General features: G+C 74.8%; 14 protein-coding genes and 1 tRNA gene. 8 read left to right on the forward strand and 7 right to left on the reverse strand.

The features are described 5' to 3' along the window. Positions 1–45: 45 nt before the first annotated feature. Positions 46–2,340: a DEAD/DEAH box helicase gene (locus ACZ6Z8_RS35285; RefSeq protein ID WP_465614089.1), complete on the forward strand. Its 2,295-nt coding sequence runs from the start codon at positions 46–48 to the stop codon at positions 2,338–2,340. 174 nt (positions 2,341–2,514) lie between these two features. Then, the gene (locus ACZ6Z8_RS35290) at positions 2,515–3,375 is read left to right on the forward strand and encodes a TIGR02452 family protein (protein ID WP_465614090.1); all 861 of its coding nucleotides are present in this window, start codon (positions 2,515–2,517) and stop codon (positions 3,373–3,375) included. On the opposite strand, the gene ACZ6Z8_RS35295 is transcribed toward ACZ6Z8_RS35290, so the two are convergent. Both ACZ6Z8_RS35295 and ACZ6Z8_RS35300 read right to left on the reverse strand, forming a co-directional pair. After that, the gene (locus ACZ6Z8_RS35295) at positions 3,372–3,707 is read right to left on the reverse strand and encodes a hypothetical protein (RefSeq protein WP_465614091.1); all 336 of its coding nucleotides are present in this window, start codon (positions 3,705–3,707) and stop codon (positions 3,372–3,374) included. The genes ACZ6Z8_RS35290 and ACZ6Z8_RS35295 overlap by 4 nt on opposite strands. Before the next feature lie 100 nt (positions 3,708–3,807). After that, positions 3,808–4,938: a hypothetical protein gene (locus tag ACZ6Z8_RS35300; RefSeq protein ID WP_465614092.1), complete on the reverse strand. Its 1,131-nt coding sequence runs from the start codon at positions 4,936–4,938 to the stop codon at positions 3,808–3,810. 100 nt (positions 4,939–5,038) lie between these two features. Here ACZ6Z8_RS35300 and ACZ6Z8_RS35305 point away from each other — a divergent pair, with 100 nt between their 5' ends. Continuing rightward, positions 5,039–5,671 carry an RICIN domain-containing protein gene (locus tag ACZ6Z8_RS35305; RefSeq protein ID WP_465614093.1) on the forward strand — a complete coding sequence of 211 codons (633 nt, stop codon included), beginning with the start codon at positions 5,039–5,041 and terminating at the stop codon, positions 5,669–5,671. 18 nt (positions 5,672–5,689) lie between these two features. Here the strand turns inward: ACZ6Z8_RS35305 and ACZ6Z8_RS35310 are convergent, their stop codons facing one another. From ACZ6Z8_RS35310 to ACZ6Z8_RS35320, 3 genes are all read right to left on the reverse strand, one after another. Then, the gene (locus tag ACZ6Z8_RS35310; RefSeq protein ID WP_465614094.1) at positions 5,690–6,385 is read right to left on the reverse strand and encodes a tyrosine-protein phosphatase; all 696 of its coding nucleotides are present in this window, start codon (positions 6,383–6,385) and stop codon (positions 5,690–5,692) included. An 85-nt stretch (positions 6,386–6,470) separates the two neighbouring features. Then, positions 6,471–7,232: an SDR family oxidoreductase gene (locus ACZ6Z8_RS35315; RefSeq protein ID WP_465614095.1), complete on the reverse strand. Its 762-nt coding sequence runs from the start codon at positions 7,230–7,232 to the stop codon at positions 6,471–6,473. Between the two features lie 10 nt (positions 7,233–7,242). Then, positions 7,243–8,472 carry a DNA glycosylase AlkZ-like family protein gene (locus ACZ6Z8_RS35320; RefSeq protein WP_465614096.1) on the reverse strand — a complete coding sequence of 410 codons (1,230 nt, stop codon included), beginning with the start codon at positions 8,470–8,472 and terminating at the stop codon, positions 7,243–7,245. Between the two features lie 111 nt (positions 8,473–8,583). On the opposite strand from ACZ6Z8_RS35320, the gene ACZ6Z8_RS35325 reads away from it, so the two are divergent. From ACZ6Z8_RS35325 to ACZ6Z8_RS35340, 4 genes are all read left to right on the forward strand, one after another. Beyond that, positions 8,584–9,336, forward strand: coding sequence for a nucleotidyltransferase domain-containing protein (locus tag ACZ6Z8_RS35325; RefSeq protein ID WP_465614097.1), 753 nt, complete (start codon positions 8,584–8,586; stop codon positions 9,334–9,336). A 49-nt stretch (positions 9,337–9,385) separates the two neighbouring features. Next, positions 9,386–9,458 (forward strand) — tRNA-Lys (locus tag ACZ6Z8_RS35330). Positions 9,459–9,576: 118 nt separating this feature from the next. Beyond that, positions 9,577–10,086 carry a F0F1 ATP synthase subunit B family protein gene (locus tag ACZ6Z8_RS35335; protein WP_465614098.1) on the forward strand — a complete coding sequence of 170 codons (510 nt, stop codon included), beginning with the start codon at positions 9,577–9,579 and terminating at the stop codon, positions 10,084–10,086. 211 nt (positions 10,087–10,297) lie between these two features. Beyond that, the gene (locus ACZ6Z8_RS35340; RefSeq protein ID WP_465614099.1) at positions 10,298–10,726 is read left to right on the forward strand and encodes a hypothetical protein; all 429 of its coding nucleotides are present in this window, start codon (positions 10,298–10,300) and stop codon (positions 10,724–10,726) included. A 10-nt stretch (positions 10,727–10,736) separates the two neighbouring features. Here the strand turns inward: ACZ6Z8_RS35340 and ACZ6Z8_RS35345 are convergent, their stop codons facing one another. Together ACZ6Z8_RS35345 and ACZ6Z8_RS35350 are read right to left on the reverse strand one after the other, a co-directional pair. After that, positions 10,737–12,176, reverse strand: a complete 1,440-nt coding sequence (locus tag ACZ6Z8_RS35345) for an MFS transporter (protein WP_465614100.1) — start codon at positions 12,174–12,176, stop codon at positions 10,737–10,739. A gap of 88 nt (positions 12,177–12,264) precedes the next feature. Beyond that, positions 12,265–12,840 carry a TetR/AcrR family transcriptional regulator gene (locus ACZ6Z8_RS35350; RefSeq protein ID WP_465614101.1) on the reverse strand — a complete coding sequence of 192 codons (576 nt, stop codon included), beginning with the start codon at positions 12,838–12,840 and terminating at the stop codon, positions 12,265–12,267. A gap of 254 nt (positions 12,841–13,094) precedes the next feature. Here ACZ6Z8_RS35350 and ACZ6Z8_RS35355 point away from each other — a divergent pair, with 254 nt between their 5' ends. Further along, positions 13,095–14,237 (forward strand): MFS transporter, encoded by a 1,143-nt coding sequence (locus ACZ6Z8_RS35355; RefSeq protein WP_465614102.1) that lies wholly within the window; start codon positions 13,095–13,097, stop codon positions 14,235–14,237. Positions 14,238–14,253 lie beyond the last annotated feature (16 nt).

Raw genomic sequence — 14,253 nt, forward strand, 5'->3', positions numbered from 1 at the left:
ACAGAACCCCGGACTTTGGCGCGTGCCACTTCCGGAAGGTTTTGCATGTCTCTCGTTGACGACGCCCGCTTCGCCATGCCCGCGAACGAGGCCGCCGCCGATGTCACCGATTCCACCGATCTGATCACCGAGGCCGCGGAGTCGGCCGAGGAGATCACCGCCGAGACCGTCGAGGAGACGGTCGAGGCCACCGAGCCCGCCGAGCCCACCATCACCTTCGGCGACCTGGGCCTGCACGACGACGTCGTCCGTGCCCTCGCCAAGCGCGGCGTGACCACCCCGTTCCCGATCCAGGCCGCGACCATCCCGGACGCCCTGGCCGGCAAGGACGTGCTGGGCCGCGGCCGCACCGGCTCCGGCAAGACCCTCAGCTTCGGCCTGCCGCTGCTGACCCGCCTGGCCGACGGCGAGCGCACCCGCGCCAAGCACCCGCGCGGCCTGATCCTGGTCCCGACCCGCGAGCTGGCCATGCAGGTCGCCGACGCCCTGGAGCCCTTCGGCTCGGTGCTCGGCCTGCGCCTCAAGGTCGTCTGCGGCGGCACCTCGATGTCGAACCAGATCTACGCGCTGGAGCGCGGCGTCGACATCCTGGTCGCCACCCCCGGCCGTCTGCGCGACCTGCTGAACCGCGGCGCCGCCAAGCTGGACGACGTCCGGACCGTCGTCCTCGACGAGGCCGACCAGATGGCCGACATGGGCTTCCTGCCCGAGGTCACCGAGATCCTCGACCAGGTGCCGGCCGGCGGCCAGCGCCTGCTGTTCTCCGCCACCCTGGAGAACGAGATCGACACCCTGGTGAAGCGCTACCTGAAGAGCCCGGTCACCCACGAGGTCGACCCGTCGGCCGGCGCCGTCACCACCATGACCCACCACATCCTCGTGGTGAAGCCCAAGGACAAGGCGCCGATCACCAACGCGATCGCCGCCCGCAAGGGCCGCACGATCATCTTCGTCCGCACCCAGATGGGCGCCGACCGCGTCGCCGAGCAGCTGATCGAGGCCGGCGTGAAGGCCGACGCGCTGCACGGCGGCATGACCCAGGGCGCCCGCACCCGCGTCCTCGGCGACTTCAAGGACGGCTACGTCAACGTCGTCGTCGCCACCGACGTCGCCGCCCGCGGCATCCACGTCGACGGCATCGACCTGGTCCTCAACGTGGACCCGGCCGGCGACCACAAGGACTACCTGCACCGTTCCGGCCGCACCGCGCGCGCCGGCCGCTCCGGTGCCGTCGTCACCCTGGTGCTGCCGCACCAGCGCCGCGGCGTCTTCCGCCTGATGGAGGACGCGGGCGTCGACGCCAGCCGCCACATCCTGGACCACGCCTTCGACGCCGAGGTCGCCAAGATCACCGGCGCCCGCTCGCTCACCGAGGTGCAGGCCGAGAGCGCCGCGAACATCGCCGGTGCCGCCGAGCGCGAGCTCGCCGACATGACCCGCCAGCTGGAGCGCGCGCAGCGCCGCGCCACCGAGCTGCGCGAGGAGGCCGACCGCCTGGCCGCCCGTGCGGCGCGCGAGCGGGCCGAGCTGGGCATCGAGGACGAGGCCCCGGCCGCCGCCGAGGCCGGCGAGGAGACCGCCCAGGCCGACGCCCCGGTCGCCGCGGAGGCCCCGGCCGCCGCCGCGCCGCAGGCCGAGGAGCGCGCCCCCTCGTACCGCGAGGCGCGCACCGAGCGCCCGGCCTTCGGCCGCGACCGTGACCGTGACCGCGACCGTGACCGCGACGACCGCCGTTCCGGTGGCTTCGGCGGCCGTGACCGCGACCGTGACGACCGCCGTTCCGGCGGCTTCGGTGCCGGCCGTGACCGCGACGACCGTCGTTCGGGCGGTTTCAACCGTGACGACCGCGGCGACCGCGGCGACCGTGGCGGCTTCAACCGTGACCGTGGTGGCTTCGGTGCCGGCCGTGACCGCGACGACCGTCGCTCGGGTGGCTTCAACCGTGACGACCGCGGCGACCGTGGCGGCTTCAACCGCGACCGTGGTGGCTTCGGTGCCGGCCGTGACCGCGACGACCGTCGCTCGGGTGGCTTCAACCGTGACGACCGCGGCGACCGCGGTGGCTTCAACCGCGACCGTGACGACCGCGGCGGCCGCTCCTTCGGCGACCGTCCGGCCCGTTCCTTCGGCGACCGCCCGTCCTTCGGCCGGGAGCGCGACGAGCGCGGCGGCAGCAGCAGCCGTCCGTTCTCGCGCCGCGACGACCACCGCTCCGGCGGCCGTCCGCAGTCCGACCGCGGTGGCTTCAACCGTGACCGCGGCGGCTTCGACCGCGACCGCGGTGGCTTCAACGGCGGCGGCTTCAACCGCGACGACCGCAAGCCGCGCTGGAAGAACTGACGCCTGACGCACACCCGAAGGGCCCGCTCCGTTTCCCGGAGCGGGCCCTTCGTGTTCCCCCGTGTTCCCCCGATCCCCCCGAACACCCCGCTGCTGCCCGCCCCCCGAGGTGTTGTTCTGGAGGTGAGAATAACCTGTGGCGCGCGATGCCGGTAGTCCCGTAGCGTCACGGCCATGAGCAGCAGACTGCATGACGTGGCACGGGTGAACGAGGAGATCGCCGCGCGGGGGAGCTACCGGACGGCCGGGGGCGAACTCGTGCAGGTGGGGGAGCAGCTGGCGGCGGCCAGGGCCGGCACGGTGTCGTACGCGCCGGCGGACCTCGACGCGATGCTGGCGGAGGGGGAGCGCGGGCCCGGGCCCGCGGGCGGGCGGATCGAGGTGACGGCCGAGGGGAGCATGGAGGCCGCCCGGCGGCTGGTCGCGGCCGGGGCCGGGCCGGTCGGGGTGCTGAACTTCGCCTCCGCCCGAAACCCCGGCGGCGGCTACCTGCGCGGCGCCCGCGCCCAGGAGGAGGACCTGTGCCGCAGCGCGCTGCTGTACAGCTGCCTGGTCGAGGCGCCGGACTACTACGAGGCGCACCGGGCCTCGACGGACCTGCGGTACAGCCACCGGGTGATCGTCTCGCCCGCGGTGCCGGTGATCCGCGGCGGCCGGGGAGAACTCCGGGCCCAGCCGTACCCGGTCACCTTCCTGACCTCGCCGGCGCCCAACGCCGGTCAGCTGGAACGGCGTTCGGCCGGTGCGGACGTCCGGCGGGTGCTCGCCGAGCGGGCCGTCCGGGTGCTCGCGGCGGCGGCCCGGCACGAGGTCCGCGCCCTGGTGCTCGGCGCCTGGGGCTGCGGGGTGTTCCGCAACGACCCGGCCCAGGTCGCCGAGGCCTTCGAGGGTGCGCTGGCCCGGTACGGGGGCGCGTTCGAGCAGGTGGTGTTCGCGGTCTGGGACCGCTCACCGGTCTCGGCGAACCGGGCCGCCTTCGAGGCGCGGTTCGGCGCGGCGGTGGTCCCGTCCCGTCCGGCGCGTCGGAACGCCTAGCGCCTGCGGGCCGACAGCACGGTCGCGGCCGCGGAAGCCGCGGCGACCACCCCGGTGACGGCGAACACGGACGGCCAGGCGCCGATCCGCTTCGCCAGCGGGTGCGAGCCGCCGAAGGCCGCCACGTACAGGCCGGTCAGCGCCGCCGCGGCGGCCGTGCCCGAGCTCCGGCGCCACTGCGCGGCCGCCCCGGCCCCGGCCACCGCCAGCACGGCGCCGCCCAGTTCGCGCCGACCGCTCCAGCGGGCCACGCCGTAACCGCCGACCAGACCGCTCGCCGCGGTCAGCGCGGCGGGCGCGGCGGCCGCGAGCGCGTTCGGGACCTTCGCCATCGTCGACTCCGTTTCGTGGGGCCCGTTCGTGGGGCTCGTAGGGACCGTGCGTCCGGCTTCCGACCATAACCCGGCGAACGGGAGGGCCACGGGCGGGTCCCTACCCGAAGGCCGAGACCGTGGACGTCCCCGGCACCGTCCGGGCCAGTCGGCGCGCCGCCTCCGCCGGGTCCAGCACCCGCTCCAGCCGCAGGTCGCCCGGGATCTCCTGGATGAAGCGCCCGGCCGACCAGCTGCGCTCGTACGGCAGCGGCTCCAGCACCAGGGTGCGCACCCCGTCCACCACCGGGATGTCGCTGGGCGTGCCCTCGTTCCAGAGCCAGGACCCGTCCGGCGCCACCAGGTTGAAGGCGCCGGTGGCGATCAGCCGGCGGCCGTCCAGGAACTCCGTGCGGGCCAGCGCCACCACCTCGGGGTCCTGCGGGTCGCCGGGCAGGTGGCCGCCGCCGATCAGCAGGTCGGCGAGCAGGGTGTGCAGCTGGAAGGTGTCGCTCAGGCCGCTCATCCGCAGCAGGTAGCCGGTGCCGGTGGGGCGGTCGAGCACCAGCAGCGGCTCGTCGTCGAGCATCAGCGCCAGGTGGGTCAGGCCCTTGAAGTCGTGCCGTTCGCCCTCGTAACGGTCGAACAGCTCCAGCAGCACCTCGGTGACGCCCGAGGCGCGGGCCTCGGCCCGGACCGATGCGTGGGCGTACACCGCCCAGGCGGCCTGCTGCCACAGGTGCAGCGTCCACCAGCCGACCACGGCCAGGTGGGCGTTCCAGGCGTCGAGGTGCCCGGGGCTCTCGATCCGGGCGTGCGCCTCGGCCGGATCGTCCTCCTCCTGGTCCGGCAGCGGGCCGCCGCCGGTGCGCGCCCAGCCCTCGACCAGCCGCTGGGCGCCGGTCAGCGCCCCGCGCAGGCCGGCCAGCACCGGTCCGGCGCAGGCCACCGGGTCGGCCCCGGACTCCACGCAGGCGCCCACCACCATCGCCAGGTGCGCCCGGGGGAACGGCGGGGCGTCCGGCAGCAGTGCGGCCAGCCGGGGCCCGGCGGCCCGTCGATCGGCCGGCCCGGCCGGGCCGAACAGCCCGCCGACCAGGCCGAGGGCCGGGCCGAAGCGCTCGTCGTCGCCGGCCGCGACCACCGCCTCCAGTTCGGCCACCGCCTCCAGGAGGGTGGGCTGCTGACGCTGCGACGGAAGCGGACCGGAGGTCGGCCCGGGGTGTTGTTCGGCGTTCTGCTCGGTGGACATTCGCCGCAGCATAGGCGGCCCGGTCGGTCCACCGGAAACGCCCCCGTCCCTCGCCGGGTGACGGTCACTCGCGCGGTGACCGCGTTCCCCCTTCCCCCTGGTGCCGGCGGGTGCACTTCGGGCCCGAGGACGCCGCCCGCGCCGGGCAGCACATGGCCGGGCCGGCCTCCGCCGAGCCCGACCGGGCGGCGCTGTCCGTCCACTACCCCGGCCACCTCGGGCTGCTGCCCGGCGGTCTTCGGCTACGAGGCGGTCTGTCAGCGCCCGGTGGGAGACTCCCGGCATGACTGACAGCGCGATCACCGACGGCCGCTACCGGATCCGCAACGTGGGCAGCGGCCTGCTGCTGGAGGTCGCCGAGGCCTCCCGGCGCAGCGGCGCCCGCATCCGCGTCGGCGCGGACGACGGCTCCGACGCCCAGCTCTGGCAGCTCGCCGCCGTCCACCCCGGGGGCGCCCTGTTCCACATCGAGAACGCCGGCAGCGGCAAGCGTCTCGACGTCACCGGCGCCTCCCCGGAGGACGGCGTCCCGATCCAGCAGTGGTCCGCCAATGCCTTCGGCGCCCAGGAGTGGCTGCTGGAGGCCCACGTCGACGCCCCGGGGACGTACGCTGTCACCAGCTTCATCAGCGGCAAGCCGCTGACCGCCCCCGAGGCCCCGGACGGGGTCGTCCAGCAGTGGGAGGACGTCGACTCCCCCACCCAGTGGTGGCGCTTCGAGCGCCAGGGGTGACGCTCGGGGTCCGACTCCTCAGGCCGAGAGGTTGGCCCGCAGGGCGTCCAGGTCGGTGTCGGTGACGCCGTGGGCGCGGAGGTAGCCGGGGAGGGTGCCGTGGTGGGTGCGGATCCAGGCGAGGGAGGAGGCGATGAGCTCGGCGCCGACCGGCCGGGAGAGGCGCTCGCTGCCGGTCTCGTCGATGTACGGGATCGGGCCCCGGTCGAGGCCGAGGCCGCGGTTGGAGAGCAGGAAGTCGGCGGTGACGTCGGCGTCCGAGGCGCCCAGCAGGGACTGCAGGACGGCGACGGTGAGGCCGGTGCGGTCCTTGCCGACCGCGCAGTGCACGATCACCGGCACGGCCTCCGGGGCGGCCAGTCGGCGGATGATCGCGCTGAGCGAGGGACCGGCGGTCTCCGGCATGAAGGTGTAGAGGGCGGCCTGGTCCTCGGGCCAGGGGCGGTCGAGGTCGGCGCGGTCGGCGGGCAGGGTGGGCAGGTGCAGGGACTCGTGGTCGAGGCCGTGCCGCTGGTCCGGCCAGGTCTCCAGCTCGAACGGGCTGCGCAGGTCGACCACCGTCCGCAGACCGAGGTCCTTGAGCTTCCGGGCGCCCTCCTCGGTGAGCGTGTGGAGGGAGCCGGAGCGGTACAGCACACCCCGGCGCAGCGCGCCGATCCCGCCCGCGTCACGGAAGTTGCGCACACCGGGGATGTCGATGAAGGCGTCGGTCATGGCCCCACGGTACGGGGGCGGACGGAGCGCGGGGAAGGAAACCGGAGAGGACCGTTCGGCGTCCGGTGGACGCCGAACAGGGTTCTCAGCGCCCGCCGGAGACCTCCAGGAACGCCCCCGTGGTGTACGAGGCGGCCGGCGACAGCAGGAAGAGGATCGCCTCGGCGACCTCCTCCGGCTCCCCGCCGCGCCGCATCGGCAGGTGGGGCGCGACCCGGTCGACCCGGCCCGGCTCGCCGCCGAGCGCGTGGATGCCGGTGCGGATCAGGCCCGGGCGCACGCAGTTGACCCGGATGCCCTCGTCGGCGACCTCCAGCGCCAGCCCGCGGGTCATCGAGTCCACGGCGCCCTTGGCGGCCGCGTAGTCGACGTACTCGTTGGGCGAGCCGATCCGGGAGGCGGCCGAGCCGACGTTGACGATCGCGCCGCCGCGTCCGCCGTGCCGGGTGGACATCCGGCGGACGGCCTGGGCCGCGCACAGGAACGGGCCGGTGATGTTGGCGGCCCAGATCCGGTTCAGCCGGTCCTCGTCGATCTCCTCCAGCCGGCACTGCCGCTCCAGCGTGCCCGCGTTGTTCACCAGCCCGGTGAGCAGCCCGAGTTCGGAGTCCACGACGGTGAACAGCCGTTCCACGTCGGCGCTGCGGCTGACGTCGGCCCGGACGGCGATCGCGGTTCCCCCGGCGGCCCGGACGGCGTCCACGACGGCGGCGGCCGAGGCCTCGTCCGTACGGTAGTTGACGCACACCCGGTAGCCGCGGCGGGCGGCCAGCAGGGCGGTGGCGGCGCCGATGCCGCGACCGGCGCCGGTGACGATCAGGACCTCGTCGGTGGTGGTGGTCGACATGGGCCGTACGCTACCGGGCCCGCCGGCCGACGGGCCCGAGGGCGGTCGCGGACGCCCGCAGCGCGGCGATCTTCGGGGCGCGGCTCTTCGGCGAGTCGAGGCTGAAGCCGCGGGCGTCGCCGAGTTCGTCCCGGACGAACGCCTCGGTGCGGGCCACCGCCTCGCGCAGCGCGTCGTCCGGGGGGACGAAGGACTGGTGGACGATCTCGGCCCGCTCGGTGTCGTACTCCCACAGGCCGACGATCCGGCCGCGGTCCAGGACCAGATGGGTCTGCGGGTCGGCCTCGCTGCCGAAGGTGCGTCCGGCCCGGCCGGCGGGCAGCGGGCGGGCGGCGTCGGCCGGGTCGAGCAGCCGGGACAGGTCGCGGTGCAGCAGGTGGATGCCGTCGATGCCGGCCAGCAGGGTGTAGTGCGGCTCGGTGGGCACCTCGAACTCGGCAAACTCCCGGGCGAGTTCCGGCAGCAGCAGCAGGTCGGAGCCGGGCGCGAGCGGGGCGGCTCCGGCCTCGGCGACGGCCCGGCGGGCGGTGGCCGCGGTGAAGCCGGAGAACCAGCGGAAGTGCCCCAGGGTGGCCGGCCCGGCCCAGGAGAAGTAGCGGCGGGCGAGGTCGACGGCGGCCCCGGCGACCGGCTGGTCCCAGCCGACGTAGCCGTAGCGCTGCTGGTCCAGGCGGCCGTTGACCGGCACCCGGCGGATCCGGCCGCGCGACTGCATCAGCCCGAGGGCGAGCGGCAGGGTGGTCGACAGGCCGCGCTTGCGGCCCGCCTCGCCGAGCGGCCGGACGGCGTCGCCGACCGCCTCCCGGATCGTGGTCGGATCCAGCGGACCGCTGTCCGACAGCGCCCGCTCGACGGCCAGGCAGAGCTGCTCCACCTCGTCCCGGCCGACCCCCAGGTGCTTCGCCGCGGCGGCCAGTTCACCCTCCGGGGCGGCCGCGCCGACCGCCAGGCCGAGCGCGAAGTCGGCGGCCGGCAGCACGTAGGTGCAGCCGCGGGCGGCCGGCAGCTCGTGCACCTCCAGCGCCGCCACCGCCGCGTCCACCTCCGCCCGCCCGAGCCCGGCCCGGGCGAACAGGCCCAGGTACGGGGCCGCGCCGCCGACCGAGCGGGCCCAGCCGGTGGCGGCCAGCACCTCGGCGGCGGATGCCCCGGTGTGCGGGCGGTCCAGCCACTGCCGGTGGGACCACCAGGCCCGCAGCTTCTCGATGCCGACGGTTTCCGGGAGGGGGGAGTGCTGCATGGGGCCAGTATCGACGGCCGGGCGGGCGCCGGTCCGGAAATCGCTCGCCCGGCGCGGCCCGTGAGGGGGAGGATGCGCTCTCCGGCCGCCCGTTCGAGAGGAGCCCCGTCCATGGCCACCGCTCCCGGCACCGTGCTGCTCTCCGGCATCGTCGGCTCCACCGCCTACGGCTTCGCCCACGCCGGCTCCGACGTCGACCGGCTGGGCCTGTTCGCCGTGCCCACCGAGGAGTTGCACGGCCTGCACCGCCCCGCCGAGTCGCACGTCACCACCGCGCCGGACGTCACCCTGCACGAGGCCGCCAAGTGGTGCCGGCTGGCGCTGTCCTGCAACCCGACCGCCTCCGAACTCGTCTGGCTGCCGGAGGACCTGTACGAGACCGTCACCCCGCTCGGCCGCGAACTGGTCGGCATCCGGTCGAGCTTCCTCAGCGCACCGGCCGTCCGCAAGGCCTACCTCGGCTACGCGGACCAGCAGTTCCGCAAGCTGCTGACCCGCGACACCGGCGTCGCCGCCACCCGTGCCCGGGCCGCCAAGCACGCCCGGCACCTCGTCCGGCTGGTCGAGCAGGCCGTCCGGCTGCACCGGACCGGCCACAACCTGATCCGGCTGCCCGACCCGGAACGCGTCCGCGACCTGGGCGAACGCATCGCCGACCGCCCCGACACCGCCGAACACCTGCTCGCCGACGCCGCCGACCACCTCGCCCGCCCCGGCGTCCTGCCCGACGCCCCCGACCCCCGCCCCGCCGAGGCCTGGCTCCGCCGGGTCCGCGCCACCCACTACGACCCGCCCCGGGTCCCGCTCCCCGCGCCCGGCGCGCCCAGCCAATCCACTGGCGGAGCCCTGGGGCCCACCGGGTAGGATCGCGGTGGCCCTCCCCACCCGGGACCAGCCCGCTACGGAGAGCCGCGGGGCATTAGCTCAATTGGCAGAGCTGCGGACTTTTAATCCGTAGGTTCAGGGTTCGAGCCCCTGATGCCCCACCCAACCGCATGGCTCGTGACCTGGGCGTTCTCCTCCGGGAGGGCGCCCTTCGTCGTGTCCGGGCCCGGGGAGGGGGCCGCCGGACCTGGGTGAAGGGGACTCAACTATCTTGACGGCATGGGACCTTTGAAGCCGGATCTTTCTCAAGTCGTCGTCGGACTCGTCTGCTTCTTCCTGATATTCGGCATTCTCGGAGCGGTGCTGCTGCCGCGGATAGAGAAGCTGCTGGGGGAGCGCCGGGATGCCACCGAGGGTGGTGTGGAGCGGGCCGAGGCGGCGCGGGCGGAGGCCCAGCGGGTGTACGAGGAGTTCCAGGCGGAGCTCGTCGCGGCGCGGCACGAGGCGGCGCTGATCCGGCAGACGGCCACCGAGGAGGGGGCGGCGCTGATCGCGCGGCTGCGGGCCGAGGGGCAGGAGCTGCGGGACCGGATGCTGGCCGAGACGCAGGTGCAGCTGGCGGCGGACCGGGTGCTGGCCGAGGCCGAGCTGCGGGAGGACGTGATCCGGCTGGCCGGTGAGCTCGCGGGGCGGGTGATCGGCGAGCCGGTCGCCGAGCTGCCGCGCACCCGGGCGATCGCCGAGGAGTTCTTCGCCGCGCACGACGGCAAGGCCGGCGTCGAGGCCTGACCTCCGGCTTCGTACTTCCCCACCAACGGCCCGGGTCCCGGGCAGTGGCTGAACCACTGCCCGGGACCCGGGCCGTTTCGGCGCGTGGGGCGGGACGCGTGGGGCGGGAGCGCGGGCGGGTGGGAGCACCGGTGGGGATGACGTTTGTCATGTCGCAGTGGTGCGCGCAGGCACTGACGGCGGTTCAGGGCCCGGCCGTAGATTCCAGGGCATGGAGATCACGAAGGACACCGAGACCCCGGCCCGCCGCACCGAGTGGAGCCTGGCCCTGCTGGGCGGGCTGAAGCACCGCGGCGGGTTCACGGCCCGCGAGCGCACGGTGCACATGGCCGCGGTGGGCGGGGCCAAGCTGGACCACACCGGGGCGGTGCTGCCGGAGGAGGGCACGCACCTGGTCAAGGCGGCGCTGGTCGGGGGCGCGGAGCTGGCCTACCCGGAGGGCGCCTCGGCCGAGGTGGACGCGTTCTCGGTGTTCGGCGGGGTCGACCTGACGGTCCCGGCCGGGACGTCGGTGGAGGTCAGCGGGTTCTCGCTGCTCGGCGGCCGCAGCAAGGGTGTGGCCGGTGAGCCCGGTGGCGCGGTGGTCAAGGTCCGCTCGTACTCGCTGGTCGGGGGCGTCAAGGTCCGCCAGGCCGGCTGACCGGGGGGCGTCACGGCCGGGCCGGGGCGGGTGTGGCGGTCCCGGGCGCCGGAGCGGGCTTCGGAGCGGGCGCGGGCGAGGGGGCCGCGGTCGCGCGGGAGAGCCGGACAGTGAGGCCGATCATGGCGAGGACGGCGGCGAGGGCGAGCCAGCTGGCGGCGGCCGCCGCGGTGGCGGGGCCGTGGTGGTCGAGGACGGCGAAGTAGCTGCCGCCGATCACGGCGACTCCGGTGACGGAGGCGAACTGCTGCGTGGTGGAGAGGGTGCCGGCGGCGGTGCCGGCCCGCTCGGGGGCGATGCCGGCCATCGGGGCGCCGATCAGCGAGGGCAGCACCAGGCCGTTGCCGATGCCGGTCAGGGCCATCGCGGTGAGCAGCCAGGGGAGGATGTCGCGCTGGTCGACGGTCTGCAGGGCGAGGGCGGTGAGCAGCAGTCCGAGGGCGGTGACCGCCCCGCCGACGACCGGGACGCGCAGCCCGTGGCGGGGGATCAGGCGCTTGCCGGTCAGCGAGCCGGCCATGGCGAGGACGGCCATGGGGGTGAAGACCAGGCCGGAGCGCAGCGGGCCGTAGCCGAAGCCGGTCTGCACGGTGAGGCTGATGACGAAGACGAAGCCGGCGAAGAAGGCCATGAAGGCGGCGTTGACGGCGAGGCCGGTGCGGAAGACCCGGCCGCGGAGCAGCTCCGGGTCGAGGAGCGGCTGTCCGCCGCGGGCGGCGAGCCGGCGCTCCCAGCGCAGGGCGGCGAGGAAGGCGGGGAGGGCGGTGGCGAGCATCGCCCAGGTCCAGAGCGGCCAGCCGGCCTCCCGGCCGAGGACGAGCGGGACGAGGGCGAGGGCGAGCGAGCCGGAGACCGCGAGCACGCCGATGCCGTCGAGGGCGGGGCGGCGGCCGGTGCTGGTGCGCGGCAGGACGGCGGTGGCGACGGTGAGGACGATCAGGCCGACCGGCAGGTTGACCAGGAAGACGGCGCGCCAGCCGAGACCGAACAGGTCGCCGTCGAGCAGCACGCCGCCGAGCAGCTGGCCGCAGACGCCGCTGAGTCCACCGGTGACGCCGAACCAGGCGAGGGCGCGGGCTCGGCCCTCGGCGGGGACGACGGTGGTGATCAGGGCGAGCACCTGGGGGACCATGGCGGCGGCGGTGAGTCCCTGGAGCATCCGGGCGAGCACCAGCTGGGTGGGTGACTGGGCCACTCCGCACAGCACGGAGGCCGCGGTGAAGGCGGCCATGCCGGTGAGGAACATCCGGCGGTGGCCGAGGATGTCGCCGAGCCGGCCGCCCAGGACGAGTCCGGTGGCGTAGCTGAACACGTAGCCGGCGACGATCAGTTCGAGGGCGGCCTGGCCGGCGCCGAGGTCGGCGCGGATGGCGGGGAGGGCGACGTTCACGACGTTGCCGTCGAACCCGTACATGAAGAAGGCCGCCAGGATGACGGGGAGCAGGGGCATGGGGTGTGGCCTCCGGCCGGAATAGTTATTGGTGGAAGTGCCAAAAACTTGGGTGCGAGGAAGCCCGGGCGGACCCGGGGCGGGGCGGTCAGGCGCGCAGGTCCTCGACGATCGCGTCGACGGTCGCGTGCAGGGACTCGGGTTCGAAGCCCGCCTTGGCCTGCAGCAGCAGGCCATGGAACCCGGCCATCACCTGGCGGGCGAGCACCTGCGGGGTGCGGTCCGAGCGGATCTCGCCGCGGAGCCGGCCGTTCTCGATCGCCGTCGTCAGCCGGGCCTCCAGTGGAACGAAGGCCTGGCGGGCCAGCTGGGCCAACTCGGGCTCGCGCAGGGCGAGTTCGGTGACGGTGTTGACCGCCAGGCAACCGCGGCGGTCGATTGAGGTCTGGTCCACCCCGGTCAGCAGCAGTTGCCGGATGAGCTCCAGCGGCGGCAGGTCGGCGGGCGCCGGGCTGCTCCCGGCCGTGCCGCCCTCGCGGTAGCGGCGCAGCGCCAGCTCGAACAGCTGCCGCTTCCCGCCGAAGGCGTTGTACAGGCTGCCGCGCAGCATGCCGGTGCTCTCGGCCAGGTCGTCGGTCGAGGTCGCGGTGTACCCCTTGGACCAGAAGGTGTTCATGGCCGCGTCGACCGCGGCCTCGGTGTCGAACTTCCTCGGGCGTGCCATGGGAGGAGCGTGGCAGTTGTTGGCTAACTTGTCAAAAACTCCGTCAGATCACGTCCCGGGGCTCGGCCGGGCGGGGCCAGGGCCCGAACTCGACCGCACCGCCCCCGATGCCACCTGAATCCCCCCGCCTCGCGGGCCCGGGCGCTTCGGACGTTGAGGTCGCAATCGCGCCAGCCGGGGCCCGGCACCGCTGTTGGACTGGCTGCGTGTCCACAACTTCTCTTCTCCCATCGCCGGTTGACGCTCGCAACCGGGTGCGCAGCTGGTTGGCCGTGGTCTCCGTGATGACGGGGATCTTCGCCATCGTGACCACCGAGATCCTGCCGATCGGCCTGCTCACCCCGATCGGCGGCACCTTCCGGATCTCGGACGGCACCGCCGGGTTGATGATGACCTTGCCGGGGATCATCGCGGCGGTCGCGGCGCCGGTCGTCACGGTCGCCGTTCGGCGGGTCGACCGGCGCCGTGTGCTCTGCGGGCTCATGTTGGCCCTTGCGCTCGCCGACGTCCTCAACGCGCTCGCACCGGGCTATTGGGCGGTGCTCGCCGCCCGGGTCGTGCTCGGGGTGGTGGTCGGAGGGTTCTGGTCGGTCGGGGCCGGGCTGGCGCCGCGGCTGGTGGTGGGGGAGGGGCGGCAGGCCCGGGCGAACACGGTGATCTTCTCGGCCGTTCCGCTGGGGTCGGTCCTGGGCGTGCCCGCCGGGGTGCTGCTCGGTCATCTGGCCGGGTGGCGGGCGGCTTTCGGGGCCATGGCGGTGCTGAGCCTCGCCGTGTTCGCCGCCCTCGCCGCGACGCTGCCCCCGCTGCCGCCGGAGGCACCGACCCGCCTCGCCGTCCTGCGCGGTCTGTTGCGCATCCGGGCCGTCCGTGCCGGGCTCGTGGTCACGCTTCTCCTGGTGACGGCCCACTTCGGCACGTACACCTACGTCACCCCGTTCCTGGAGGACGTCACCCACGCCGGGCCGGGCGCCGTCACCGCGCTCCTGCTCGTCTACGGGACCGCCGGAGTCGTCGGCAACGTCGTGGGCGGAGCCTGGGCGGGTCGGCGGCGCGCCACCTTCACCGCCGTCATCGGCCTGCTCGCGGCCGCCGTTCTGCTGCTTCCCGCCCTCGGGACCACGTCGTCGGGCGGGGCACTGCTGCTCGCGGCGTGGGGCCTCGCCTACGGCGCCGTCCCGGTCTGCGCCCAGACCTGGTTCGTCCGCGCGGCCCCGCACGCGCCGGAGGCGGCCACCGTCGTCTTCACCTCCTCCTTCCAGGCCACCATCTCGCTCGGTGCCCTGGTCGGCGGTGCGGTCGTCGACGCCTCGTCGCCGTCGACGGTGCTGCTGCTCGGCGGGTGCGTCGCACTCATCGCCGCAGCGGTGGCGCACGTTTCCGCCACTCGGGAACGGTAGAAGAGGAGCGGGAAGT

The organism is Kitasatospora sp. NPDC101108, from assembly GCF_055584725.1.

Excerpts from the sequence above, each read along its gene's own strand:
- ACZ6Z8_RS35315 (WP_465614095.1), bottom strand. The coding sequence starts at position 7,232 with ATGTCGACCACCACCACCGACGAGGTCCTGATCGTCACCGGCGCCGGT.
- ACZ6Z8_RS35290 (WP_465614090.1), top strand. The coding sequence starts at position 2,515 with ATGAGCAGCAGACTGCATGACGTGGCACGGGTGAACGAGGAGATCGCC.
- ACZ6Z8_RS35345 (WP_465614100.1), bottom strand. The coding sequence starts at position 12,176 with ATGCCCCTGCTCCCCGTCATCCTGGCGGCCTTCTTCATGTACGGGTTC.
- ACZ6Z8_RS35350 (WP_465614101.1), bottom strand. The coding sequence starts at position 12,840 with ATGGCACGCCCGAGGAAGTTCGACACCGAGGCCGCGGTCGACGCGGCC.
- ACZ6Z8_RS35335 (WP_465614098.1), top strand. The coding sequence starts at position 9,577 with ATGGGACCTTTGAAGCCGGATCTTTCTCAAGTCGTCGTCGGACTCGTC.
- ACZ6Z8_RS35295 (WP_465614091.1), bottom strand. The coding sequence starts at position 3,707 with ATGGCGAAGGTCCCGAACGCGCTCGCGGCCGCCGCGCCCGCCGCGCTG.
- ACZ6Z8_RS35300 (WP_465614092.1), bottom strand. The coding sequence starts at position 4,938 with ATGTCCACCGAGCAGAACGCCGAACAACACCCCGGGCCGACCTCCGGT.
- ACZ6Z8_RS35285 (WP_465614089.1), top strand. The coding sequence starts at position 46 with ATGTCTCTCGTTGACGACGCCCGCTTCGCCATGCCCGCGAACGAGGCC.
- ACZ6Z8_RS35320 (WP_465614096.1), bottom strand. The coding sequence starts at position 8,472 with ATGCAGCACTCCCCCCTCCCGGAAACCGTCGGCATCGAGAAGCTGCGG.
- ACZ6Z8_RS35310 (WP_465614094.1), bottom strand. The coding sequence starts at position 6,385 with ATGACCGACGCCTTCATCGACATCCCCGGTGTGCGCAACTTCCGTGAC.
- ACZ6Z8_RS35325 (WP_465614097.1), top strand. The coding sequence starts at position 8,584 with ATGGCCACCGCTCCCGGCACCGTGCTGCTCTCCGGCATCGTCGGCTCC.
- ACZ6Z8_RS35340 (WP_465614099.1), top strand. The coding sequence starts at position 10,298 with ATGGAGATCACGAAGGACACCGAGACCCCGGCCCGCCGCACCGAGTGG.